The organism is Janthinobacterium sp. GMG2 (assembly GCF_033949445.1).
GTDB lineage: Bacteria > Pseudomonadota > Gammaproteobacteria > Burkholderiales > Burkholderiaceae_D > Janthinobacterium > Janthinobacterium aestuarii.
In genome coordinates this window covers 231,462-254,879 of record NZ_JAXAWA010000003.1, presented here as the reverse complement: position 1 = coordinate 254,879, position 23,418 = coordinate 231,462, and the positions used below count along the sequence as shown (strand labels likewise).

At 63.1% G+C, this 23,418-nt stretch carries 21 protein-coding genes; 10 read left to right on the top strand and 11 right to left on the bottom strand.

Annotated elements, in window-relative coordinates:
* Positions 1–8 precede the first annotated feature (8 nt).
* Together SKZ59_RS13205 and SKZ59_RS13200 are read right to left on the bottom strand one after the other, a co-directional pair.
* Positions 9–470, bottom strand: coding sequence for an FKBP-type peptidyl-prolyl cis-trans isomerase (locus tag SKZ59_RS13205; protein WP_034752853.1), 462 nt, complete (start codon positions 468–470; stop codon positions 9–11).
* A gap of 169 nt (positions 471–639) precedes the next feature.
* Positions 640–2,517 (bottom strand): potassium transporter Kup, encoded by a 1,878-nt coding sequence (locus SKZ59_RS13200; RefSeq protein ID WP_319992035.1) that lies wholly within the window; start codon positions 2,515–2,517, stop codon positions 640–642.
* Between the two features lie 238 nt (positions 2,518–2,755).
* Between SKZ59_RS13200 and rarD the strand changes: the two genes are divergently transcribed.
* Both rarD and ettA read left to right on the top strand, forming a co-directional pair.
* Entirely contained in the window at positions 2,756–3,640 is an 885-nt protein-coding gene (rarD, locus tag SKZ59_RS13195) for an EamA family transporter RarD (RefSeq protein ID WP_219328558.1), read from the top strand.
* Between the two features lie 87 nt (positions 3,641–3,727).
* The gene (gene ettA / locus SKZ59_RS13190; RefSeq protein ID WP_034752850.1) at positions 3,728–5,395 is read left to right on the top strand and encodes an energy-dependent translational throttle protein EttA; all 1,668 of its coding nucleotides are present in this window, start codon (positions 3,728–3,730) and stop codon (positions 5,393–5,395) included.
* 72 nt (positions 5,396–5,467) lie between these two features.
* On the opposite strand, the gene SKZ59_RS13185 is transcribed toward ettA, so the two are convergent.
* On the bottom strand, positions 5,468–6,049 hold the full coding sequence (locus SKZ59_RS13185) for a porin family protein (RefSeq protein ID WP_034752848.1): 582 nt from the start codon (positions 6,047–6,049) through the stop codon (positions 5,468–5,470).
* Positions 6,050–6,284: 235 nt separating this feature from the next.
* Between SKZ59_RS13185 and SKZ59_RS13180 the strand changes: the two genes are divergently transcribed.
* Entirely contained in the window at positions 6,285–6,866 is a 582-nt protein-coding gene (locus tag SKZ59_RS13180; protein WP_319992034.1) for a molybdopterin-dependent oxidoreductase, read from the top strand.
* 15 nt (positions 6,867–6,881) lie between these two features.
* On the opposite strand, the gene SKZ59_RS13175 is transcribed toward SKZ59_RS13180, so the two are convergent.
* Positions 6,882–7,244: a hypothetical protein gene (locus SKZ59_RS13175; protein ID WP_034752842.1), complete on the bottom strand. Its 363-nt coding sequence runs from the start codon at positions 7,242–7,244 to the stop codon at positions 6,882–6,884.
* 265 nt (positions 7,245–7,509) lie between these two features.
* Between SKZ59_RS13175 and SKZ59_RS13170 the strand changes: the two genes are divergently transcribed.
* Positions 7,510–8,964, top strand: coding sequence for a sensor domain-containing diguanylate cyclase (locus SKZ59_RS13170; RefSeq protein WP_319992033.1), 1,455 nt, complete (start codon positions 7,510–7,512; stop codon positions 8,962–8,964).
* A gap of 1 nt (position 8,965) precedes the next feature.
* Here SKZ59_RS13170 and SKZ59_RS13165 read toward each other — a convergent pair whose 3' ends face one another.
* The 7 genes from SKZ59_RS13165 to SKZ59_RS13135 all read right to left on the bottom strand — a co-directional run bounded on the left by SKZ59_RS13165 (position 8,966) and on the right by SKZ59_RS13135 (position 16,064).
* Positions 8,966–9,808: a Rossmann-like and DUF2520 domain-containing protein gene (locus tag SKZ59_RS13165; protein WP_070304440.1), complete on the bottom strand. Its 843-nt coding sequence runs from the start codon at positions 9,806–9,808 to the stop codon at positions 8,966–8,968.
* Positions 9,809–9,817: 9 nt separating this feature from the next.
* The gene (locus tag SKZ59_RS13160) at positions 9,818–10,405 is read right to left on the bottom strand and encodes a DUF924 family protein (protein ID WP_319992290.1); all 588 of its coding nucleotides are present in this window, start codon (positions 10,403–10,405) and stop codon (positions 9,818–9,820) included.
* 16 nt (positions 10,406–10,421) lie between these two features.
* Positions 10,422–11,162: an MgtC/SapB family protein gene (locus SKZ59_RS13155; protein WP_034752834.1), complete on the bottom strand. Its 741-nt coding sequence runs from the start codon at positions 11,160–11,162 to the stop codon at positions 10,422–10,424.
* Positions 11,163–11,411 (bottom strand): hypothetical protein, encoded by a 249-nt coding sequence (locus SKZ59_RS13150; protein ID WP_034752831.1) that lies wholly within the window; start codon positions 11,409–11,411, stop codon positions 11,163–11,165.
* Positions 11,411–13,222, bottom strand: coding sequence for an aminopeptidase P family protein (locus SKZ59_RS13145; RefSeq protein ID WP_319992032.1), 1,812 nt, complete (start codon positions 13,220–13,222; stop codon positions 11,411–11,413). Before SKZ59_RS13145 ends, SKZ59_RS13150 begins: the two co-directional genes overlap by 1 nt.
* 108 nt (positions 13,223–13,330) lie before the next feature.
* The gene (locus tag SKZ59_RS13140; protein ID WP_319992031.1) at positions 13,331–15,379 is read right to left on the bottom strand and encodes a DUF4132 domain-containing protein; all 2,049 of its coding nucleotides are present in this window, start codon (positions 15,377–15,379) and stop codon (positions 13,331–13,333) included.
* A complete protein-coding gene (locus SKZ59_RS13135) occupies positions 15,366–16,064 on the bottom strand; it encodes a Crp/Fnr family transcriptional regulator (RefSeq protein ID WP_034752824.1) in 699 nt (232 codons plus the stop codon). Before SKZ59_RS13135 ends, SKZ59_RS13140 begins: the two co-directional genes overlap by 14 nt.
* Positions 16,065–16,244: 180 nt before the next feature.
* Here SKZ59_RS13135 and SKZ59_RS13130 point away from each other — a divergent pair, with 180 nt between their 5' ends.
* The 6 genes from SKZ59_RS13130 to SKZ59_RS13105 all read left to right on the top strand — a co-directional run bounded on the left by SKZ59_RS13130 (position 16,245) and on the right by SKZ59_RS13105 (position 23,404).
* Positions 16,245–18,176, top strand: a complete 1,932-nt coding sequence (locus tag SKZ59_RS13130) for an AMP-binding protein (protein ID WP_139091327.1) — start codon at positions 16,245–16,247, stop codon at positions 18,174–18,176.
* 14 nt (positions 18,177–18,190) lie between these two features.
* Positions 18,191–19,006, top strand: coding sequence for an ABC transporter ATP-binding protein (locus tag SKZ59_RS13125; protein WP_034753577.1), 816 nt, complete (start codon positions 18,191–18,193; stop codon positions 19,004–19,006).
* Positions 19,007–19,025: 19 nt separating this feature from the next.
* Entirely contained in the window at positions 19,026–19,922 is an 897-nt protein-coding gene (locus tag SKZ59_RS13120) for a branched-chain amino acid ABC transporter permease (RefSeq protein ID WP_175444594.1), read from the top strand.
* An 84-nt stretch (positions 19,923–20,006) separates the two neighbouring features.
* Positions 20,007–21,065 (top strand): branched-chain amino acid ABC transporter permease, encoded by a 1,059-nt coding sequence (locus SKZ59_RS13115; RefSeq protein ID WP_319992030.1) that lies wholly within the window; start codon positions 20,007–20,009, stop codon positions 21,063–21,065.
* 58 nt (positions 21,066–21,123) lie between these two features.
* Entirely contained in the window at positions 21,124–22,443 is a 1,320-nt protein-coding gene (locus tag SKZ59_RS13110) for an ABC transporter substrate-binding protein (protein ID WP_034752814.1), read from the top strand.
* A gap of 124 nt (positions 22,444–22,567) precedes the next feature.
* A complete protein-coding gene (locus SKZ59_RS13105; protein ID WP_070304436.1) occupies positions 22,568–23,404 on the top strand; it encodes an ABC transporter ATP-binding protein in 837 nt (278 codons plus the stop codon).
* The last annotated feature ends 14 nt before the right edge of the window (positions 23,405–23,418 follow it).

The following is a 23,418-nucleotide window of genomic DNA, read 5'->3' as shown; positions in this document are numbered from 1 at the left end:
GCGCGTGCCTACTTTTTCGTCACGCTCACCAGCTTGATCTCGAACAGCAAGCCGGCATAGCCAGGAATCTTCGGCGCGCTGCCCGCCTTGCCATAACCGAGGTCATACGGAATGGCCAGCACGCGCGTGCCGCCGACCTTCATGCCGACCAGGCCGCGGTCCCAGCCCAGGATGACCTGGCCGATACCGAGAGGGAAACTAAAACCGGCGCCAGTCTGGTTCGCATCGAACTGCACGCCCTTGTTGCCCGGCTTGCTTGCGTCATACAGCCAGCCCGTGTAAGTCACCAGCAGGGTGTCGCCCGCTGCCGCTGCCGTACCGGTGCCGACCACCGGATCGGTAATGGTCAGTTCTTTCACTTGCGTATTCGGGTCGAGCACGACCGGCTTCTCGGTGTTGGCAGCAGCACCGCAAGCGGTCAGGGCCACGGCACAAGCGAGGGTGGCGATCATTTGAAATACCGATTTCATGGTTTCCCTTTAAATATTGGTGTGTGGCTGAGGCCCGTACGGTGCGGACCGGTGCGAGCAGCAGTTTAACAGGAGTCGCGCAGCCAATTTGTAAGCAGACGTAAGCGCGGCGGAAGATTACGCAACAATACAACATTGCCAAAATAATCATTCCGCCCCATTGTCACGTCTAGATTTCCACCTGCGTGCCCAGTTCGATCACCCGGTTGCTCGGGATCTGATAGTAGTCGGCCGCCGTGCGCGCATTGCGCGACATGGTGACGAACAGGTGCTCGCGCCACGGCATCATGCCGGCGCCCGGCGTCGAAATGATGGTCTGGCGCGCGATGAAGAACGACGTTTCCATCATCTCGAAATCCAGTCCCTGCTGCGCGCACTGGGCCAGCGCGGACGGAATGTCCGGTTCATCCTTGAAACCGTAATGCACATTGACCTGGTAGCACTGATGGCCCAGGTCCACCACGCGCACGCGCTCCAATGGCGCCACCCACGGCTCTTCATGCATGAAGACGGTGAGGAAAATGACGCGCTCATGCAACACCTTGTTGTGGAGCAAGTTATGCAGCAGCGCATGCGGCACGCCATCCGTTTCGCCGCGCAGGAAGATGGCCGTGCCCGGCACGCGCAGCGGCGGCGCGATGAACAGCGACGAAAGGAAATCGTCGAGCGGGATCGCATGCTTTTCCAGGTTCTGAAACACCAGCTGGCGGCCGCGCTTCCAGGTCAGCATGACGATGAACAAAATCGAGCCCAGCAGCAGCGGGAACCAGCCGCCATGGAACAGTTTCAGCGCAGTTGCCGACACCAGGTTGACGTCGATAATCAGGAAAAAGCCCGTGGCGGCCCAGCACAGGGCCAGGTTCATCTTCCAGCGGTAGCGGATGACGAAGAACGTCAGGATCGTGGTCGACAGCATGGTGGCCGTGACGGCGATACCGTAGGCGGCGGCCAGGTTTTCCGAAGAACCGAAGCCGATGACGGCCAGCAGCACCACGGCCAGTTGCAGCCAGTTCACGGCGGGGATGTAGATCTGCCCGATTTCGCTTTCCGACGTGTGGCGCACGCGCATGCGCGGCAAGAAGCCCAGCGCGATCGCCTGCTTGGTCATCGAGAAGGTGCCGGAAATGGTCGCCTGCGAGGCGATCACGGTGGCCATGGTCGACAGGATCACCAGCGGGTACACGCTCCACGCGCCCAGTTGCTGGTAAAACGGATTCGTGACGGCTTCCGGATGCGCGAGCAGCAAGCCGCCCTGGCCCAGGTAATTCAGCGCCAGCGCGGGAAAGGCGATCAGGAACCAGGCCAGGCGGATCGGCTTCTTGCCGAAGTGGCCCATGTCGGCGTACAGCGCCTCGGCGCCCGTCAGCGCCAGCACCACGGCGCCCAGGGCAACGAAGGCAACGAAGCCGTTATTCATCAGGAAAGTCGCCGCGTGCAGGGGATTGAGCGCAGCCAGGATGGCGGGCGACTTGATGATGTTGACTACGCCCATGCCGGCCAGCGCGGCAAACCACAGCACCATGATGGGGGCAAAATAGCGGCCGATGCCGGCCGTGCCGTGCGATTGCACCGAGTACAGCGCCACCAGCACGACGATGGTCAGCGGTACCACGTACGGACTGAAGGCGGGCGTGGCCACTTCCAGGCCTTCGATGGCCGACAGCACGGAAATGGCCGGCGTGATCACACTGTCGCCATAGAACAGGGTGGCGCCGAAGACGCCGATCACCATCAGCGGGAAATGCCAGCGCGACAGGCGGCTGACGGACGACAGCACCAGCGCCATCAGGGCCATGATGCCGCCCTCGCCGCGGTTATCGGCGCGCAACACCAGGGTCACGTACTTGAGCGAGACGATCAGGGTCAGGCCCCAGAAGATCAGCGAGACGATGCCCAGCAAGTTCTCGGGCGACAGCATCAGGCCGTGGGCCGGATCGAAGACGGTCTTCAAGGTGTACAGCGGACTGGTGCCGATATCGCCGTAAACGATGCCGACGGCCGCCAAGGTCAGGCCAGCCAGGCCGCTTTTTTTATGTTCCGACGTCAAGATTGCACCCGTTTTTGTTTTGTTGCATCGCACAATATGATAGGTATTAGCAAATAGCAAGAGTATTTTTGCATGGTTCCGCAGCTGCCCCAAAGTCGTGGTTTTGTGCCGCTCCGCCTTGCTGCGCGGGCTTGCGGCCATTGATTTGTTGCCATTCTACGCCTCGCCAGCGGCGCCGGGCAGCCCCCGATGTTTTCAGCCATAATGACAGACTGTCTACTCTCCTGCGAAGCCCATCATGAATCCAGGCATGTTGTACGCCTCCCTCGCCTTCCTGTGCTGGGGCCTGTTCCCCCTGTACTTTCATGCCATCGGCGAGATCGCGCCGCAGGAAATCCTCGCGCACCGCATGGTCTGGTCGCTCTTGTTCCTCGGTATCGTGCTGACCGTGCGCCGGCAGTGGAGCTGGCTGGGCAGCCTGAAAGCGCAGCCCAGGGTCGTGGCCAGCTTCGTCGCCAGTGCGTTTTTGCTCTCGGCCAACTGGTTCATCTATATCTGGGCTGTCAACAACGGCCACGTGGTCGACGCCAGCCTCGGCTACTTCATTACGCCCCTGATCAATGTCATGCTGGGCTTTCTGCTGCTGCACGAACGCCTGCGCCGCCTGCAGTGGCTGGCCATCGGCCTGGCCGCCTGCGGCGTGGCCTGGCTCACCTGGCAGGCGGGGCAAGTGCCCTGGATCGCCCTGCTGCTGGCGGCCTCGTTCGGCGGCTATGGCTTGCTGCGCAAAACGGCCGCGCTGGGCGCGCTGGAAGGCCTGTCGTTCGAAACATTGATTCTGTTCCCCCTGGCGCTGGCCTACATGCTGTGGCTGGCCTGGCATGGCCAGAGCGGCTTCGTCAATACAGATTCCACCGCCACGCGCGCGCTGCTGCTGGCGTCCGGCCCCATCACGGCCATTCCCCTGCTGCTGTTTGCCGCCGGCGCACGCCGCCTGCCGCTGGCCGTGCTGGGGCTATTGCAATACATCGCGCCCACGGGCCAGCTCCTGATCGGCGTGTGGGTCTTCCATGAATCGTTCACGCCCGAGCGCATGCTGGGCTTCCTCGTCATCTGGACGGCGCTGGGCCTGTATGCGGCCGAAGGCCTGTGGAGCAGCCGCCGCGCGCGCGTGGCCGCCTGACCGGCCCGTTCCGTCAGCGCACAGCGCTGGCCGGAAGCGGGCGTTTACCGTATCCTGTCCGTCTTTGTATATCACCCGAGATTTCTAATGGCAAATTACGTCTACACCATGAATCGCGTGGGCAAAATCGTCCCGCCCAAGCGCCAGATTCTGAAAGATATTTCCCTCTCATTCTTCCCAGGCGCGAAGATCGGCGTGCTGGGCCTGAACGGCTCCGGCAAATCGACCCTGCTGAAAATCATGGCAGGCATCGACACCGACATCCAGGGCGAAGCCGTGCCGATGCCGGGCCTGAACATCGGCTATCTGCCGCAGGAACCGCAGCTGGACCCGGCAAAAACCGTGCGCCAGGAAGTGGAATCGGGCCTGGGCGAAGTGTTTGAAGCGCAAGCCAAGCTGGAAGCCGTGTACGCCGCATATGCCGAGGAAGACGCCGATTTCGACGCCCTGGCCACGGAACAGGCACGCCTGGAAGCGATCATCTCGACTTCCGACGGCGGCAATTTGAATCTGCAGCTGGAAATGGCCGCCGACGCACTGCGCCTGCCGCCATGGGACGCCACCATCGGCGTGCTGTCCGGCGGTGAAAAGCGCCGTGTGGCGCTGTGCAAGCTGCTGCTGTCGAAACCCGACATGCTGCTGCTGGACGAACCGACCAACCATCTGGATGCGGAATCGGTCGACTGGCTGGAACAATTCCTGCTGCGCTTCCCCGGCACCGTGGTGGCCATCACCCATGACCGCTACTTCCTCGACAACGCGGCAGAGTGGATTCTGGAGCTGGACCGCGGCCACGGCATTCCATGGAAGGGTAACTACTCGACCTGGCTGGACCAGAAGCAAGCCCGCCTGAAGCAGGAAGAGGCAACGGAATCGGCGCGCCAGAAAGCGCTGCAGAAGGAATTGGAATGGTCGCGCCAGAACCCGAAAGCGCGCCAGGCCAAGTCGAAAGCCCGCCTGGCCCGCTTCAACGAGCTGTCCGAGCACGAATACCAGAAGCGCAACGAAACGCAGGAGATCTTCATTCCCGTGGCAGAGCGCCTGGGCAATGAAGTCATCGAGTTCAAGAACGTGTCAAAAGCGTTCGGCGACCGCTTGCTGATCGATAACCTGAGCTTCACCGTGCCGCCAGGCGCCATCGTCGGCATTATCGGCCCCAACGGCGCCGGTAAGTCGACCCTGTTCAAGATGATCACCGGCAAGGAAACGCCGGACAGCGGTGAAGTGGCCATCGGCCAGACGGCGCGCGTATCCATCGTCGACCAGAACCGCGATAGTCTCGCTGACAACAAATCCGTGTTCGAGGACGTGTCCGGCGGCGCCGACATGCTGACGGTGGGCCGCTTCGAAATGCCGTCGCGCGCCTACCTGGGCCGCTTCAACTTCAAGGGCTCGGACCAGCAAAAGCAAGTGGGCAACCTGTCCGGCGGTGAACGCGGCCGTCTGCACCTGGCGAAAACCCTCTTAATGGGCGGCAACGTCCTGCTGCTCGATGAACCATCGAACGATCTGGACGTGGAAACCTTGCGCGCGCTGGAAGACGCCCTGCTGGAATTTGCCGGCAGCGTCATGGTCATTTCCCATGATCGCTGGTTCCTCGACCGTATCGCCACGCACATCCTGGCGTTCGAAGGCAACTCGCAAGTCACCTTCTTCGACGGCAACTATCAGGAATATGAAGCCGACAAGAAGAAACGCCTGGGTGAAGAAGGCGCGAAGCCGAAACGTATCCGCTACAAGCCTTTGACCACGTAATTTCGGTCTGGCCATGCAAAAAGGCAGTTACCTCATGGTAACTGCCTTTTTTTTCAGCAAACTTCCAGGTGATTAGAAGTTGTAGCGTGCACCTAAAGCGAGGCCCGTAGCCTTGCGGCCCTGGTCGGCGCTCTTGCCGAAGTGTTCCACTTCCGCCGTCAGCGAGACTTTCTCGTTGATCGCGTACTGGGCGCCGACGGAAGCGTACACGCCCGTCTTGTCGTTGCCGCTGATGCCGGTCGACAGGCCCGTGCCGCTCAGGCTATTCTTGACCTTGGCCACACCGAGCTTGCCGAACACGCCGACCTTGTCGGTCACGGGCATGGTGGCCTTGCCGGCCAGGTAGTAGCCGTGCGAATCGCTTTTCACGGAACCGTTGCCGGCGCCGGTGACATAGCTGTAATCCTTGCTGCCGAAATCGGCATAGCCACCCTCGACCGCCCAGGTTTTATCGAAATCGTAACCGGCGAAGATCTTGGCGCCAGCCTTGTAGCCGCTGTGATTATCGGCGCTGGTGGCGCCAGGAATATCGAAGTTGTAGCGGTTGCCCGTGACACCGGCACCCACATAGGCGCCCTCGGCGTGTGCGGCGCTCATGCCGGTCAGTGCGGTAACGGAAGCGATCATTGCAAACAGGATTTTCTTCTTCATCATGTTCTCTCTCTTAATTGGTGGATGTTCCTAGATTCATGCCTGGATTCGCAGTTCAGCGAAGTGCGATGAGGACACAATAACAGCCGAAAAAAGCTACGTCTTTCTCCATTCCGTAAGAACTGTGACAAGATGTAAGCCAACATACCAAACTGACAATAACCGTAAAATGCGCACCGTTGAGCGAACTTAAGATAGACTTAAGAACATTATCGATTTTCAGTCAGAGGAGAAGTGCATGCATAAACGCCAGTTTCTCGCCGCCGCCATGGCCGGCGCGGCCTTGCCCACCATCGCCCGGGCGGCACCCGCCGGCCTGCGCGGTCCGGCCTTGCTGACCGTCACAGGCAGCATCGACAAGCCGAACCGCGGTCCGTTCGACGCCGTGCGCGACCAGATGATGCACAAGCAAAAGATCAGTTTTGAGCGGGCGCGGGCATTCGACTTTGCGGCGCTGGCGAACTTGCCGGCGCGCACGATTCACCCCACCCTGGAATACGACGGCAAGGCGCATGCCTTGCGCGGGCCGTTGCTGGTCGATGTATTAAAGGCGGCGGGCGCGCCCGAGGAAGGTGAGATTCGCTTGCTGCTGCGCGCCGTCGATGGCTATGCGGCGGCGCTGACCATGGCGCAGGCGCGCGCACAGCGTTTTATTGTCGCCACCCACCTGGACGGGCAAGCGATGGCGCTGGGCGGGCTGGGGCCGCTATGGGCGATCCATGACGCGGACCGCATCGCGGCCGTGGCGGCGCTGCCCCTGGCCGAACGTTTTGCCAGCTGCCCATGGGCGCTGTATCACATCGGCGTGGAGACAGGCTGACGCGGTTGAGGCAGATTAAGCGTAGGCTTCCGCCATCGACATCACCCGTGGGGAGATCGTGATGCCATGCTCTTCGAACAGCGCCGTGATGGCCGCCACGTTCTGCGTGCACTCCTCGGTTTTCCAGCCCTTGAAGATATCCGTGCCATCCTTCTGGAAATGCAGGTCCAGCACTTTGCCCCCATCCTTGTGCAGGTAGGGCGAGCTATAGGTGTTCTCGAAGCCCAACGCCTTCAATTGCCCCAGCAAGGCTGATGGTGGATGGTCGGGATCGGTGGCGAGAAAAATGCCGAAGGTCTTGCCAGGTGGCTTGGCGGCGATGTCGACCTCGTAAATGCCGGGGGCCTTGCTGACGGACGTACTCTTTAAAAATAACATGCAACACTCCCTGCGCGTAATATCCTGCGCCTGAAACGGGCGGCAAGACAGGGGCGGTGCGCAATGATTCCCCTCATCAAATCTTATTGCTAATTGGCATCTTTGTCGACAAATCGGCACTTTTATTTGGTAAGTCGTGGTTATCTTGTCGCGTTCGCCAGGGTAAATTATCAATAAAACCAGTTATCATTGCGCCAATACCCGCCCTGCTGCATACTTTTGGCTTGCGTCACGATAGCCTTCCCGCCGGCCACTCCCCGTCTCCATGCGTCTTCTGTCGATCAAATACCGCCTGCTCATCCTCCTGACCCTGATCCTGGGGGCGGGCTTCATGGCGACCAGCCTGGCCAGCTACCTGGCCTCGCGCCAGGCCATCGAGCACGGCATCGCCGACCAGACCCTGCCTTTGACGGGCGACAATATTTATTCGGAAATCCAGAAAGACATGCTGCGCCCCGTCTTCATCTCCTCGCTGATGGCGCACGACACCTTCGTGCGCGACTGGATACTGGCCGGCGAAAACAAGCCGGAACAGATCGTGCGCTACCTGGCCGAGGTCAAGAAGAAATACGGTGCCATCACCAGCTTTCTCGTCTCGGACAAGAGCAGCAAATATTATTACGCGGAAGGCACCTTGAAATCCATCAGCCCGCAAGAGACGCGCGACATCTGGTACTACCGCGTGCGCGCGATGGACAAGACCGATTATGAAACGAACGTCGATATCGACATGGCCAACCGCGACAGCATGACCATCTTCATCAACCACCGCGTGGTTGACTACGACGGCCGGTTCATCGGCGCCACCGGCATCGGCCTGACCCTGGACACCATGAGCCACATCATCGACCGCTACCAGGCGCGCTTCCACCGCAACATCTATTTTGTCGATGCCGCCGGCACGCTGGTATTGGCGGGCAAGACCATGCGCAACGGGCGCGGCAATATCCGCAGCCTGCCAGGCGTGAACGCCATTGCCGAGCAGATCATCAACCACCGCAGCGAACCGACGCATCTGTCGTACCAGCTGGGCCGCGCGGAAATCCTCGTCAATTCGCGTTTCATTCCCGAACTGGGCTGGTACCTGGTGGTCGAGCAGAATGTCAGCGACGAAGTCCAGTCACTGCAGCGCGTGTTCATCTTCAACCTGGCCATCAGCTTTGGCGTCACCCTGCTGGTCCTGGGCTTGACCCTGCTGACGGTGAACCGCTACCAGCGCCGCATCGAGCGCATCGCCTCGACGGATGCGCTGACCGGGCTATTGAACCGCCAATCGCTGGAATTGCTGTTCCAGCGCGCCATGCTCTTGTCCAGACGCAACGAGCAGCCGATGTCCGCCATCCTCTTCGACATCGATTTCTTCAAGCGCGTCAACGATACCCACGGCCACCTGTGGGGCGACAAGGTCATCCGTGGCGTGGCCGACGTGGCGCGCGCCACCGTGCGCGAAAGCGACGTCATCACGCGCTGGGGCGGCGAGGAATACCTGGTACTGCTGAATAACTGCAGCCTGGCGCAAGCGGCGGAAGTGGCGGAAAACCTGCGCGCCGCCATCGAAGGCCACGATTTCGGCCTGCCCGCGCCGCAGCTACCCGTGACGATCAGCCTGGGCGTGGCCGAGTACCGGCCGGAGGAAAGCGAATCGGCCTTTTTTTCACGTGCCGACAGCGCCTTGTACCAGGCCAAGCATCACGGCCGCAACGGCGTGCACGCGGCCTGAGTCATCCACCGCGCTTGCGCCTGGCCAGGTCCTGCGTGGGCGCCACCAGCGCGCGGTACAGCTCGCCAGTGGCGGCATCCCAGCTTTGCACGGCCAGCTGCTGGCGTTGCACGGTGGCCGAATCACCGCGTGCGATGGGACCGGAAAGTGCGGGCGCGGCACCCAGGCGGAATACATTGGCCACCGCTTCCGTCACCAGCGGCTGCGCCAGTTCGCGCGCCACCGGCTCGGGAATGCCGGCCGCCTGATACGCGCGCAAGGCCGCGTCGAGCACCGTCACCAGGTAATTGCTGGCGAAGACGGCGGCGGCGTGATACAGGGTCTTGGCGGCCGGATCGATGGGCACGGGGCGCGCGCCGATGGCATTCAAGGCCGGCGTGAGGAAGGCCAGCGCCAGCGGGTCGCCTTCGACGCCGCAAAACGTGCCGTCAAAGGTGGCGGCCACCTGTGCCGGGTCGGCAAAGCTGCGGATCGGGTGGGCGCTGGCGACAAACGCGCCGGCCTGCGTGGCCGCCAGCAGCACGTTCGAGGCCAGCGCGCCGCTGCAGTGAAACACGATGGCGCCCGCCTGGCGTCCCTCGGCCACCAGCGCCGCGCAGGCCGGGCCGATCTGGTCGTCGGAGACGGCCAGCATGGTGACGTCGGCGTGGCGCAAGGCAGCATAGCTGTCGACGGGCGTACCGGCGCCGATGAAAGCGACGGCCGCTTGCGCCGAGGCCATCGACCGCGTCAGCACATCCTGCACCAGGATTTTTCCACCATGCGTCCCCTCGGTTTGCGCAAACAGCCTGCCCAGCACGCGGCCCACGTGGCCGGCGCCGATGATATTGAGTGTGACGTTCATGATGATTTTCTAAAAGCTCGATCCCGGCTGGCGCAAAAATTCCAGCTCTTGCGGCGTGGACGCGCGGCCGAGGATGGCGTTACGGTGCGGGAAGCGGCCAAAGCGGGCGATCACTTCCTGGTGGCGCTCGGCATAGTCGAGCATGCCGTCAAAACCGGGCTGCGCCTGCGACAGCAGCTGGAACAGCTCGACGGCGCGCGCCTGCATGGCCAGGTCTTCCGCGTGTTCGAACGGCAGGTAGGCAAAAGCGCGCAGCATCGGCGGCAGTTGTCCATCCTGCCCCGCTTGCGTCAAGGCGATGGCCAGCGCCAGCGCCTGAGCGTCGCCGGCAAAGGCGCGCGACGTGCCGCGATACACATTGCGCGTGAACTGGTCGAGCACGATGAGGCGCGCCAGCGCGCCGTGCGGCGTCGCATCCCATTCGCGCAAGCCGCCGTCGATGGCGGCATCGATCAGCGCGCCGAAACGCGCGCGTATCTGCGCGTCGAAAGCATCATCCTTGCGGAACCATTCCGCGCGCGATTGGCCATAGTCTGGGTTATCCGGCGGCAGGAACCAGAAATCGAGTACCTCTTTGGCCTGTGCATCCATGTCCATCCTCTCAGCATCCATGTCAATTGCGGGCATGCGACAGCTGGAAGCCGGCGATGCCTTCGAAGGCGGCCAGTTCGGCCGACATGGCCGACAGGCTGGCGCCCGTGTTCTTGCCATGCGCGATGGCGACAAAGCGCCATTCCTGCATGCCTTCGTTGCTGCCGATGGTCAGCGAGCCGCCGGCAATGTCGTAGCCGCGCTTGGCGGCCATGCGCCGCAGCGCATCTTCACGGGGAATGAATCCTTGCTTGAAGCGCATGGTGATGGCCACGGCGTGGCGCGACGGCAGCCAGTTCTCCAATTTTGACAGAAAAATCATCGCCATCGCGCACAAAAAGGCCAGGCCCATGGCCGACAGATAAAAGCCGATGCCGACCATGATGCCGATCACGGACGAAGCCCAGATCGAGGCGGCCGTCGTCAGGCCGCTGATATTGAACCCCTCGCGCATGATGACGCCGGCGCCGAGGAAACCCACGCCCGTGACGATGCCCTGGATCACGCGCGTGGGGTCGCTGCCGACGATGGCGCCATGGCCGCCGTACCAGAACTCCGGATAGCCGCCCAGCACCGTCAGCGCGGCCGAGGCCATGCAGACAAGGCTGTAGGTGCGCATGCCCGCCGCACGCCCGTGATACGAACGCTCGTAACCCACCAGCAAGCCCAGCAGCAGCGCGCCCAGCAGGTTCAGCAGGATCACGCCATTCGTCGCCAGCTCGGCCGGCGACCAGTAGGCGCGCAGGAAGTCGATGGTCGGCATTTAGGGCTTTTTCGTCAGCTGCTTTTCAAACGCCACATCGAGCTTGCTGACGCGGCGCGCCTTTTGCGGTCCCAGGCCATTGACGAAGGCGACAAAGGCATCGAGTTCCAGCGGCGGGCACAAAGGCGGCAAGCCGGGGCCTTCGGTGAGGAAAAACAGTTCATCGCCCGTGCGCGCCATCGTGTAGAGGCGGTTGCCGGTGCGTTCCTTGAGCCGTTCGATGGCGGAGGTGGCGCGGGTCGAGCGCATCAGATGGCTCCCGTGCGCTGTTCCAGCCACGCCAGCGCACCGCCGGCCAGGTGCGGCGCCAGGCGCGCGCGCACGGTGGCGTGATAGTCGTTGAGCCAAGCCGCCTCGTCATCGCGCAACAGCGAGCGTTCCACGCAGCGCGTGTCGATCGGGCACAGGGTCAAGGTTTCGAAACGGAGGAATTCACCGAACTGCGTCGTCCCTGCGGGAACGTTGAGAACCAGGTTCTCGATGCGGATGCCCCACTGGCCAGGGCGATAAATGCCCGGTTCGATGGAGGTGATCATGCCCGCTTCCATGGCCGTCTGCGGCTCCGGCATGGCGGACTGCGAAATCGATTGCGGTCCTTCATGCACGTTGAGGAAAAATCCCACGCCGTGGCCCGTGCCATGGCCAAAGTCGATGCCTTCTGCCCACAGCGGTGCGCGGGCAATCGCGTCCAGCATGGGCGACTTCGCGCCGCGCGGGAACTGCGCGCGCGACAGGGCGATCATGCTGCGCAAGACCAGGGTGAAATCGCGCTTGTGCTGGGCCGTGATCGTGCCGACGGGGACGACGCGCGTGATATCCGTGGTGCCGCCCCAATACTGGCCGCCCGAGTCGATCAGCAACAAGCCGTCGCCTTCGATGGTCGCTGCCGTATCCGCATGCGCGTGGTAATGCATGATGGCGCCATGCGCATTGAAGCCGGCGATGGTGCCGAAGCTGGGACTGACAAAACCGGCGCGGCGGGCGCGGGCGGCCGTCAGGTGTTCGTCAACGCCGATTTCCGTCAACGGCGCGCGCTGCGGGTCGGCCAGGGTGGCGTCCAGCCAGCTGAAAAACTCGCACAGGGCGGCGCCGTCCTGCTCCATGGCGGCGCGCACGTGGGCCGCTTCGCCGTCCGTCTTGCGCGACTTGGCCAGGGTGGTCGGGTTGATGGCTTCCACCACCCGCACGCCCTCGGCCACGGCCTGGCGCGTGCCGAACGTGATGCGGCGCGGGTCGAGCAGCAAGGTGGCGCCAGCCGGCAAGGCGGCCAGCGCGGCCGCCGTACGGTCATACGCGGCCACGTCCACGCCTTCGCTTTCCAGGGTGGCGCGCAGCGCGGCGGGCAGCTTGCCGTCGGCGACGAACAGGGTGGCACGCTCGGGTCCCACCAGCGCATGCGCGAGGAAGACGGGGTTGTAACTGACGTCGGCGCCGCGCAGGTTGAACAGGTACGCGATATCGTCGAGGGTGGAAATCACATGGTGGCTGGCGCCGTGGGCCGCCATGCTGGCGCGCAGGGCCGCCAGTTTCTGCGTGCGCGACAGCGACGGATAGGCGGCCGCATGCTCAACCACGGGCGCGGCCGGCATGGCCGGGCGATCGGGCCAGACGGCTTGCAGCACGTCGGTGTCCGTGCGCAGGGTCACTTGCTCACCCAGCGCCTGCTGCAGCAGGCGCGCATTGGCCAGGCCCAGCACGGCACCGTCGACGGCCACCGTTTGCCCCGGCTGCATGGCCTCGCCCAGCCAGTCGATATACAGCACGCTGGCGCCGGACGGGATTTTCTTGAGGACGATGCCGCTGCCGGCCAGCTCGTCTTCCGCCTGTTCCCAGTAGCGGCCATCGGTCCACACGCCAGCGACATCCTGCGTCACGACCAGGGTGCCGACGGAACCCGTAAAGCCCGACAGCCACTCGCGGCCCTGCCAGCGCGCCGGCAGGTACTCGGACAAATGCGGGTCGGCCGATGGCACGATCAGGGCATCGATATGCTGCGCGCGCATGGCGGCGCGCAGCAAGGTCAAACGGGAGGCGGGATTACTGTGAACGGATGTCTGCATGGCGGCGAAAAGGTGCTGTGCTGGGAAGCGATCATGATACTCCGATTGCCGGCAATGCAGTACTCACACAGCCTCAGGGCCAGGATCAGACAGGATGCGGGGTCATCTTCAACGCTTGAGCAGCTGGCCGGCGAGGCCGACGATTTTTTCCAGCAGTGCCTCATCGTGCGGCAGCCACGGCACGGCGCCCAGCTTGTTCCCCTTCGCAAGCACCTCGGTCGCCACTTCGGCGCCGTCCAGTGTGACCCTGCCGGTGACCAGGTGAATCGCGTGCCTGCCTACCGTCAGGTGACGCGGTTCGAGCGCCATGCGCCCGGCTTCGATCTGCTGGGCAAATACCTGACACAGCACGGTGCGCCGCATGCCCGCCATCGGCCCCGGTGCCAGATTGGCCAGGTAAAACAGGCGCTCTTCGCGCTGCGCGCTTTGCTCTTCTTCCACCAGCGCCAGGGCGCTGGCGCTGACCAGCAGGTCCACCGCGCGGCACGCTTCCGAATACGCCACCGGCGCCATCGGCATCATCTGCGCGGGCGCCAGTCCGTTGGACGTGCAGGCGCCGCCCGCGCCTGGATATATGCGTCCTCCGAGGCGCAGCAATACGCGCCAGACGCCGAACTGGCGCGACAAGCCTTCATCGTCATCCAGCCGCCAGCCTTCGCGGCGGGCCAGTCCCAGCAAGGTAGGCAGCGACAACTGGTAACCGGCAAATGGGGCGCTATCGTCGCCGGACGGTGCATATATTTCACGATACACCTGGCGCAGCGGCTGGCGCACGCGCCGCTGCGCGAGCAGCGCCTGCCAGGCGGCGCGCTGCTCCCCGCTGCCGTGCAGCGGATGCCACAGGCCGATGTCGCCTTGCTCAGGCAATTGCACTGGCTGCCCCTGCGCATCGATGGCGCCCTTCCCGTCGAGCATGAAAGCCTGGCCGTCGCCCGTGCGCCAGACCAGCGCGCGCGCCACTGTCTCGATATCGGCATCGTCGCGCAAGGCGCGCCATTGGTCCAGACCAAACCACACCTCGCTGGCGTAGCCCGCTTCCAGGCGGCGCGCCAGCATGGCCTGGCGCCGCTTGCCCATGGGGCCGGGCATGCCGATCCTCCAGGCGATATCGGGCCGCTCGGCCAGCGCCCGTTCGGCCGGTTTCAGATTGCGTTCCAGCTTCTTGCGGATGCCCGCATGGCGCACCTGCGCCAGCGCCGTGCGCAGGGCCAGCAAGCTTTCGGGCGTGGGGATGGTTTCCACCGCATGGCCCAGCGCCATCGCCAGCGATTGCGATGGCGCGCTTTTTGCCGCGCCGGGCGCCACGCATGCCAAAGGCAGCAAGACGGCGATCACGGGCCGGAACCAGGCATCATCGCGATAGGCGGCGACCCGCGCGGCGCGCGCCAGCACCGGAGAGTCTGCCGTGGCAAAGGCGGCATCGGCTGCATACGGCACGCTGCCGTCATGGATGGCGGCGATATGGCGCGCCGCCTGTTCCAGTATCGTGCGCGCAAAATCGACATACGCCGCATCGTCGGCCAGCACCTCGGCGGGATCCGCCTCGCCGATACTGTCGCGGTTCCAGAAGCTGCTATGGGGCGAGCCGGCCAGCGCCAGCAGGGACGCTTGCGCCAGCTGCGGCAGCAGTGCCAATTCCTGCAAGGTCAATGGCATCGGATAACGGGCGTGGCGCTCCTCCATCAGCTGCGCAAATTGGACAGGGGTGTCGTCACCCGCCAGGCGCGCCAGCAGCCAGGCCTGGTAGGGCCGCTCGGCCCAGCCCGAGGTTTCGCCGAGAATGCGCCGCGCCTGCGCCGCCGTGCCTGCCGGTGCCTCGCCCTGCAGGCAGGCCAGGCAGCCGATGACATACTCCCATTCCCCGTTGTACTCAGCGGCCGCGTCGAGTGCGTCGAGGAACACGGCGCCAGCCAGCTGCGGCGCCAGTCCGGCCTCAGTCACCTGTTCCAGCAGCGTGCGCGCCAGATTCAACCGCGCAATATCATCATGGCCGAAGCGCGCCGCGCGGTGCAACGCCCCCCAGATGGCGCCCAGTTCCTCCGGTGTCCAGTCGTTGAAATCGACCGGCGGCCCCGTGAAACGCGCATGGTCGACGGCAGCACCCTCGAGGCGTGCACGCAGCGCTGCGGCACGGCTGGAGACTTCAGTCTCCATCATCGGCCTCGTAGCGGCGCAAGCCTTCCAGGTCCAGCACGCGGATGCCGCCGTAATCGAGGCGCAATAACCCCTTTTTTTCCAGCACCTGCAAGGCCTGGTTGGCGCGCTGGCGCGAGGAACCGGACAGCAGGCCGATTTCTTCCTGCGACAGTTGCACCAGGGTGTCCACGCTCGGGTACAGATGCGAATGGAACATCGACGCCAGGCAGCGCGCCACACGCGTGTTCAGGTCGAGCAGGCGCTCGTTTTCCATCATGCCGATGAACTGGCCCAGGCGCTCGTTGAGCTGCATCAGCAGGAAGCGCGTGAATGGCAGGCTTGTCTCCAGCAGCCAGTGGAAGGTGCTGGCAGGCAGGCGCGCCACGCGCGTGTCGCGCACGGCGATGGTGTCGTATTTGCGCATCTCGCGCTTGAGCAGCGAACCTTCGCCAAACCAGCTGCCCGGTGACAAGCCCGTAAACGTCATGGCCTTGCCGGAAGCGGAAAAATTATTCATCTTGACCATGCCGCTGATGACGCCGATCCAGTTGTCCACCGGCTCGCCCTTGCGGCAGACAAAGCCGCCTTTCGGCACGAAAGTCTCGAACACATCGGCCTCGACCCGGGCCATTTGCACGGGGTCGAGCAGCTGCGCCCAGTGGGCCGCGCGCACGGCATCCTTGAGGCTGATATCAGGATTGATCATTGTGCGATGCACCATCGAAAAGTGGGTAAATGTCCCCGAAAAGACAACTTGGCAAACTAACGCAAGCTACTATCATTGCACAAACGCCTTACACATAAAAAACACAGAGCGCCATCCAACGAGGTGGGGCCTGAGACAAGCAACAGGGAGACACTGGTGCAAACGAATACCACAGCAGCAATGCCGACTTTTCCGCGGCGCTTATTGCAACACGGGACAGTACGATCCGACAAGCCCGCCTTTCGCGAAAAATACCTGGGCATCTGGCAAACCTGGACCTGGTCCGAGGTGAACGAGGAAGTGCGCGCGCTGGCCTGCGGCCTGGCCGCCATCGGCTTCCAGCGCGGCATGAACCTGGCCATCATCGGCGACAACCGTCCCCGCCTGTACTGGGCCATGCTGGCCGCGCAAAGCCTGGGCGGCGTGCCCGTGCCACTGTACCAGGACGCGCCGGCCGCCGACATGGCCTACGTGCTGCAGGATGCGGAAATCCGCTACGCCATCGTCGAAGACCAGGAGCAGGTCGACAAGCTGCTCGAACTCAAGGCCCTGTATCCGCACGTCGCCCACATCGCCTATGACGATGAACGGGGCATGCGCCATTACCGCCAGCCGGAGCTGACGTCCTTTGCCGCCCTGCAGACGCTGGGCCGGGCCTATGACCGCGAACACCCGGGCTTTTTCGACGCCGCCGTGGCAGCGGGCCAAGGCAGCGACTCGGCCGTGATCCTGTACACCTCGGGTACCACGGGCAAGCCGAAGGGCGTGTGCCAGAGCCATACGGCGCTGCTGGCAGCCGGCGAAGGCGGCGTCGCCTTCGACAAGCTGACCGACAATGAAGACATCCTGTCCTACCTGCCCATGGCGTGGGTCGGCGACTGCCTGTTCTCGCTGGCGCAAGCCATGGTGGCCGGCTTCACCGTCAACTGCCCCGAATCGGGCGACACGGTGATGATCGACATGCGCGAAATCGGCCCCACCTGCTACTTTGCGCCACCGCGCGTGTTCGAGAACATGCTCACCAGCGTGATGATACGCATGGAAGACGCGAGCAGTATCAAGCGCCACATGTTCAGCCATTTCATGGACGTGGCCAAGCGCTGCGGCGCGCAGATTTTGGACGGCAAGCCCGTGCCACTGGCGGACCGCATCAGCTACAAGCTGGGCGAACTGCTCGTCTACGGCCCCCTGAAAAACGTGCTGGGACTGTCGCGCGTGCGCGTCGCCTACACGGCCGGCGCCGCCATCGGCCCCGACCTGTTCCGCTTCTACCGCTCCATCGGCGTCAACCTCAAGCAGCTGTACGGCTCGACCGAAACCTGCGCCTATGTGTGTCTGCAACCGGACGGCAATATCAAGTTCGACAGCGTCGGCTTGCCCGCGCCGGGCGTGGAAGTCAAGCTGGCGGCCAATGGCGAAGTGCTGGTCAAGTCGCCCGCCACCATGAGCGGCTACTTCAAGCGTCCCGACGCCACGGCCGAAGTGATCGACGATCACGGCTACTTCCATACGGGCGACGCGGGCGTGTTCGACAGCGAAGGCCATCTGAAAATCATCGACCGCGCGGCCGACGTGGGCAAGATGAATTGCGGCGCCATGTTCGCGCCCAACTACATCGAAAACAAGCTCAAGTTCTTCCCCTTCATCAAGGAAGTGGTGGCCTTCGGCCATGCGCGCGACCAGGTGTGCGCCTTCATCAACATCGACATCGAAGCGGTGGGCAACTGGTCCGAGCGGCGCGGCATCGCCTACTCCGGCTACACGGATCTGGCGGCGCGCGCCGAAACCTATGGCTTGATCCGCGACTGCATCGAGCAGGTCAACGCGGAACTGGCGGCCGACCCGCTGATGGACCGCACGCAGGTGCACCGCTTCCTCGTGCTGCACAAGGAACTCGACCCGGACGACGACGAGCTGACGCGCACGCGCAAGGTGCGCCGCAAATTCATCGCTGAAAAGTACGCGGTGCTCATTTCTGCCCTGTATGAAGGCAAGACAACGCAGTACATCGAGACCCAGGTGAAATTCGAGGATGGCCGCACCGGTTCGACCAGTGCCGACCTGCAGATCTGGGACAGCAAAACGTACCGGCCCCAGGGCCTGGCCGCATGATGGAGCACAGCACGATGCAAATGAACGAACCCGACGCCCATTTCGGCACGGCCCGCAAGGCGGGCCCCGTGATCCTCGACCTGAAGAACATCTCGCTGTCGTTCGGCGGCGTGAAAGCGCTGACCGACATCTCGTTCGACGTGAAGCAGCATGAAATCCGCGCCATCATCGGCCCGAACGGCGCCGGCAAAAGCTCGATGCTGAACGTGATCAACGGTGTGTACCGCCCGCAGCAGGGCGAAATCATCTACCGGGGCGAGCACCGGCGCGGCATGGACTGCTATGCGGCCGCCAAGTCCGGCATCGCGCGCACCTTCCAGAACATCGCCCTGTTCAAGGGCATGACGGTGCTCGACAACATCATGACGGGGCGTAACCTCAAGATGAAGTCGAATTTCCTGCTGCAAGCCCTGTACTGGGGCCCGGCGCGGCGCGAGGAAATCGAGCACCGCAAGAAGGCCGAAGAGATCATCGACTTCCTGGAAATCCAGGCCATCCGCAAGACGCCCGTGGGGCGCCTGCCCTACGGCCTGCAAAAGCGCGTGGAACTGGGCCGCGCGCTGGTGGCCGAACCGGAAATTTTACTGCTCGATGAACCGATGGCCGGCATGAACGTGGAAGAAAAGCAGGACATGTGCCGCTTCATCCTCGACGTCAACGACCAGCTGGGCACGACCATCGTGCTGATCGAGCACGACATGGGCGTGGTGATGGATATCTCCGACCGCGTGGTGGTGCTCGATTACGGCAAGAAGATCGGCGACGGCACGCCCGACGAGGTGCGCAGCAACCAGGATGTCATCAACGCCTATCTCGGCGTGGCGCACTAGACGAGGAATAGCAATGAATATCAATTTTTTCTTTGAAGTGCTGATCGGCGGCCTGCTGTCGGGCGTCATGTACGCGCTGGTGGCGATCGGCTTCGTCCTGATCTACAAGGCGTCGGGCGTATTCAATTTTGCGCAGGGCGCGATGGTGTTTTTCGCCGCCCTCACCTGCGTCGGCATCATGGACAAGTTCGGCCTGTCGCTGTGGCTGGCCATCCCGCTGACGATGGTAACGATGATCGTGCTGGGCATGGCGATTGAAAAAGTCGTGCTGCGACCCCTCGTCAACCAGCCTGAAATCACGCTGTTCATGGCCACCATCGGCCTGACCTTCTTCATCGAAGGCCTGGCGCAGCTGATGTGGGGCTCGCAGGTGCACAAGCTGGACCTGCCCATCGAAGACGTGCCGATGCCCTTCCTGATGGACCATTTCAACATCATCATCTCGCAGTTCGACGTGGTGGCGGCCGGCATCTGCGCGCTGCTGGTGATCTGCCTGGCCTTGCTGTTCTCGAAAACCAAGGTGGGCCGCGCCTTGCGCGCCGTCGCCGACGACCACCAGGCGGCGCTGGCGGTCGGCATTCCGCTGCAGCGCATCTGGGCCGTCGTGTGGGGCGTGGCGGGCCTGGTGGCGATGGTGGCCGGCTTGCTGTGGGGCGCGCGCAATGGGGTGCAGTTCGCCCTCACCTTCATCGCCCTGAAAGCGCTGCCGGTGCTGATCCTCGGCGGCTTTACGTCGGTGCCGGGCGCCATCGTCGGTGGCCTGATCATCGGCGCGTCGGAAAAGCTGGCCGAAGTCTACCTCGGTCCCATGGTGGGCGGCGGCATCGAAGGCTGGTTCCCGTATGTGCTGGCCCTGCTGTTCCTGCTGGTGCGCCCGGAAGGCCTGTTCGGCGAGAAGATCATCCGACGAATATAACGCCACCGTCACAGCACCGTAGGTCGGGTTAGCGCATGGCGCGTAACCCGACAACAGCCAAAACAGCGAGCAAAGGACCATCCCATGATTTACCGTGAAGCAGGACAATTCAAGACCAGCTACCAGGCTGACAACCAGATTTTCCCGATCAGGCAAGACCGCCTGGCGCTGACGGCCACGCTGCTCGTCGCCGTCTTCCTCCTGCCGTATTTCGCCTCGCCCTACATGCTGTCGGCGATCCTGATCCCCTTCCTGATCTTTACCCTGGCGGCGCTGGGCCTGAACATCCTGACCGGTTACGCGGGCCAGCTGTCGCTGGGCACGGCCGCCTTCATGGCCGTGGGCGCCTTTGCCTCGTATAACTTCATGGCCCGCCTGCCTGGCTTGCCGCTGCTCGTGTCCTTCATCCTCGGCGGTCTGTGCGCAGCCATGGTGGGCATCGCCTTCGGCCTGCCGTCCTTGCGCATTCGCGGCTTTTACCTGGCCGCCTCCACCCTGGCGACGCAGTTCTTTGTCGTCTGGTGCCTGACCAAGATCCCGTATCTGACCAACTACAGCTCCTCGGGCGTGATCACGGTGCAGAAGATGACCATCCTCGGCTACCAGTTCGACACGCCGCAAAGCAAATACCTGCTGGTACTGGCGATTGTCGCCGGCATGGCGCTGCTGGCCAAGAACATGATCCGCTCGAACGTGGGCCGCTCGTGGATGGCCGTGCGGGACATGGACATGGCAGCCGAAGTGATCGGTTTCAGACTGATGCGCACCAAGCTGCTGGCGTTTGCCGTCAGCTCCTTCTACTGCGGCGTGGCCGGCGCCCTGTATGCGTATGCCTACCTGGGCACGGTGGAGCCGGAAGCGTACAACCTGGACCTGTCCTTCCGCATCCTGTTCATGATCATCATCGGCGGCGTCGGTTCGATTCTCGGCTCCTTCCTCGGCGCGGCCTTCATCGTACTGCTGCCCGTCTTCCTGAACACCATCGCGCATGGCCTGGCATTGCCGACCAGCGTGGCTTCGAACCTGGAACTGATGGTGTTCGGCGCGCTGATCATTTTCTTCCTGATCGTCGAGCCGCACGGCCTGGCCAGGCTGTGGCAGATCGCGAAGGAAAAGCTGAGACTCTGGCCCTTCCCCCATTAAGTTTTTGCAGTCGATGTCGGTTCACTTGAATACCAAATAAAACAAGAGGAGACACACAATGAAACACATCAAATCGCTCATGCTGGCCGCCGCCATCGCCAGTGCCGCACTCACCATGGCCGGCAGCGCGCAAGCGCAGGACAAGGAACAGTACATCGCCCTGCCGTCCTATCGCGTGGGTCCTTACGCGGCCGGCGGCTCCGGTTTCTACGGCGGCATCATCGATTACTTCAACCTGGTCAACCAGGCCGGCGGCGTCAATGGCGTGAAAATTAGCTGGGAAGAATGCGAAACCGAATACAACCCGTCGCGCGGCGTCGAATGCTATGAACGCCTGAAAACCAAGCAGGGCGGCGCCACCCTTGTCGAAACCCTGTCCACGGGCGTCGCCTACGGCATCCTCGACCGCGTGGCACAGGACAAGATTCCCATGACGATGATCGGCTACGGCCGCTCGGACGCCGCCAACGGCAAGGTCTTCCCGTATGTGTATCCGCTGATCTCCAGCTACTGGAGCCAGGCCGCCGCCATGATCAAGTACCTGGGCGACAAGGATGGCGGCATGGACAAGCTGAAAGGCAAGAAGATCGTCCACCTGTACCACGATTCTGCCTTCGGCAAGGAGCCGCTGCCCGTGCTCGAAGCGCTGTCGAAACAGTACGGCTTCGAGCTCGTGAAAATTCCCGTCGCGCCGCCAGGCAGCGAACAGCAATCGCAATGGCTGCAAATCCGCCAGGCCAAGCCGGACCACGTGATCCTGTGGGGCTGGGGCGTGATGAATTCCGTTGCCATCAAGACGGCGCAGCGCAACGGCTTCCCGCGCGACAAAATGCTGGGCGTCTGGTGGGCCGGCTCCGAGGAAGACACGATTCCATCGGGCGACGCGGCCAAGGGCTACACGGCGATGACGTTCAATACCCCGGGCAACTACCCCGTGCTCGACGACATCCGCAAGAAACTCTACGCGTCCGGCAAGGGCAACCTGTCCGACCAGTCGCGCATCGGCTCCGTCTACCACATGCGCGGCGTGACGGCCGGCATCCTGTGGGTGGAAGCGATCCGCGTGGCGCAGGAAAAATTCGGCAAGGGCAAACCGATCACGGGCGAGCAGATGCGCTGGGGCCTGGAAAACCTGAACGTCGACGATGCGCGCCAGAAGGCCGTGGGCGCGCTGGGCATGTTCCCCACCGTGAAAACCAGCTGCGACGACCATGAAGGTTCGGGCGCCGTGAAAGTGCAGCAGTGGGATGGCAAGAAGTGGACCGCCATCACGCCGAAATGGATCGTCGGCGACAAGGCCCTGGTGCGCAAGCTGGTCGAGGAATCGTCGGGCAAGTACGCCGAAGAGAAAAAGATCACGCCGGCGTGCATGAAGTAAGCGGCTTTCGGGGTGGTGTCGGATTACGGCCTGCGGCCTAATCCGACCTACGCCGCATCCACGTAGGTCGGATTAGCGTAGCGTAATCCGACAAGCACCAACATCACATGAAAACGAAGCAGCCATGACACCCACTGCCACGCAAACACCGGACACCGCGCCGCCCTACCTGTCGGTCAACAACATCGAAGTCATCTACGACCACGTGATCCTGGTCCTGAAGGGCGTGTCACTGCAAGTCCCGCAGGGCAAGATCGTGGCGCTGCTGGGCGCCAACGGCGCCGGCAAGTCGACCACCCTGAAAACCATCTCGACCCTGCTGCGCGGCGAACGGGGCGACGTCACCAAGGGCGAAGTCCAGTTCAAGGGCGAGCGCGTGGACCAATTGACGCCGAATGAACTGGTCAAGCGGGGCCTGTCGCAAGTGATGGAAGGGCGCCACTGTTTCGGCCACCTGACCATCGAGGAAAACCTCTTGACCGGCGCCTACACGCGCAGCCTGTCGCGCGGCGAACTGAAAGACGCGCTGGACAAGGTCTACCACTACTTCCCGCGCCTGAAAACGCGGCGCAGCAGCCAGGCCGGCTACACCTCGGGTGGCGAGCAGCAGATGTGCGCCATCGGCCGCGCGCTGATGGCCAAGCCGTCGATGATTTTATTGGACGAGCCCTCGATGGGCATCGCACCGCAGATCGTCGAAGAGATCTTCGGCATCGTCAAGGATTTGAACCACAAGGAAAACGTCTCTTTCCTGCTGGCCGAACAGAACACCAACGTGGCGCTGCGCTACGCCGACTTCGGCTACATCCTGGAAAACGGCAGAGTCGTGATGGAAGGGCAAGCGCAGGACCTGGCCAGCAACGAAGACGTCAAAGAGTTTTACCTGGGCGTGTCCAGCGCCGGGCGCAAGAGCTTCCGCGACATGAAGTTCTACCGCCGCCGCAAGCGCTGGCTGGCCTGATATCGGAGCTGCCG

Bases quoted from the DNA above. Each gene is read 5' to 3' on its own strand.
- SKZ59_RS13110 (WP_034752814.1), top strand. From the start codon at position 21,124: ATGAAACACATCAAATCGCTCATGCTGGCCGCCGCCATCGCCAGTGCC.
- SKZ59_RS13170 (WP_319992033.1), top strand. From the start codon at position 7,510: ATGCGTCTTCTGTCGATCAAATACCGCCTGCTCATCCTCCTGACCCTG.
- SKZ59_RS13155 (WP_034752834.1), bottom strand. From the start codon at position 11,162: ATGCCGACCATCGACTTCCTGCGCGCCTACTGGTCGCCGGCCGAGCTG.
- SKZ59_RS13130 (WP_139091327.1), top strand. From the start codon at position 16,245: ATGCCGACTTTTCCGCGGCGCTTATTGCAACACGGGACAGTACGATCC.
- SKZ59_RS13185 (WP_034752848.1), bottom strand. From the start codon at position 6,049: ATGATGAAGAAGAAAATCCTGTTTGCAATGATCGCTTCCGTTACCGCA.
- SKZ59_RS13205 (WP_034752853.1), bottom strand. From the start codon at position 470: ATGAAATCGGTATTTCAAATGATCGCCACCCTCGCTTGTGCCGTGGCC.
- SKZ59_RS13165 (WP_070304440.1), bottom strand. From the start codon at position 9,808: ATGAACGTCACACTCAATATCATCGGCGCCGGCCACGTGGGCCGCGTG.
- SKZ59_RS13135 (WP_034752824.1), bottom strand. From the start codon at position 16,064: ATGATCAATCCTGATATCAGCCTCAAGGATGCCGTGCGCGCGGCCCAC.
- ettA (WP_034752850.1), top strand. From the start codon at position 3,728: ATGGCAAATTACGTCTACACCATGAATCGCGTGGGCAAAATCGTCCCG.
- SKZ59_RS13105 (WP_070304436.1), top strand. From the start codon at position 22,568: ATGACACCCACTGCCACGCAAACACCGGACACCGCGCCGCCCTACCTG.
- SKZ59_RS13180 (WP_319992034.1), top strand. From the start codon at position 6,285: ATGCATAAACGCCAGTTTCTCGCCGCCGCCATGGCCGGCGCGGCCTTG.
- SKZ59_RS13125 (WP_034753577.1), top strand. From the start codon at position 18,191: ATGCAAATGAACGAACCCGACGCCCATTTCGGCACGGCCCGCAAGGCG.
- SKZ59_RS13140 (WP_319992031.1), bottom strand. From the start codon at position 15,379: ATGATGGAGACTGAAGTCTCCAGCCGTGCCGCAGCGCTGCGTGCACGC.
- rarD (WP_219328558.1), top strand. From the start codon at position 2,756: ATGAATCCAGGCATGTTGTACGCCTCCCTCGCCTTCCTGTGCTGGGGC.
- SKZ59_RS13160 (WP_319992290.1), bottom strand. From the start codon at position 10,405: ATGGACATGGATGCACAGGCCAAAGAGGTACTCGATTTCTGGTTCCTG.
- SKZ59_RS13145 (WP_319992032.1), bottom strand. From the start codon at position 13,222: ATGCAGACATCCGTTCACAGTAATCCCGCCTCCCGTTTGACCTTGCTG.
- SKZ59_RS13150 (WP_034752831.1), bottom strand. From the start codon at position 11,411: ATGCGCTCGACCCGCGCCACCTCCGCCATCGAACGGCTCAAGGAACGC.
- SKZ59_RS13175 (WP_034752842.1), bottom strand. From the start codon at position 7,244: ATGTTATTTTTAAAGAGTACGTCCGTCAGCAAGGCCCCCGGCATTTAC.
- SKZ59_RS13115 (WP_319992030.1), top strand. From the start codon at position 20,007: ATGATTTACCGTGAAGCAGGACAATTCAAGACCAGCTACCAGGCTGAC.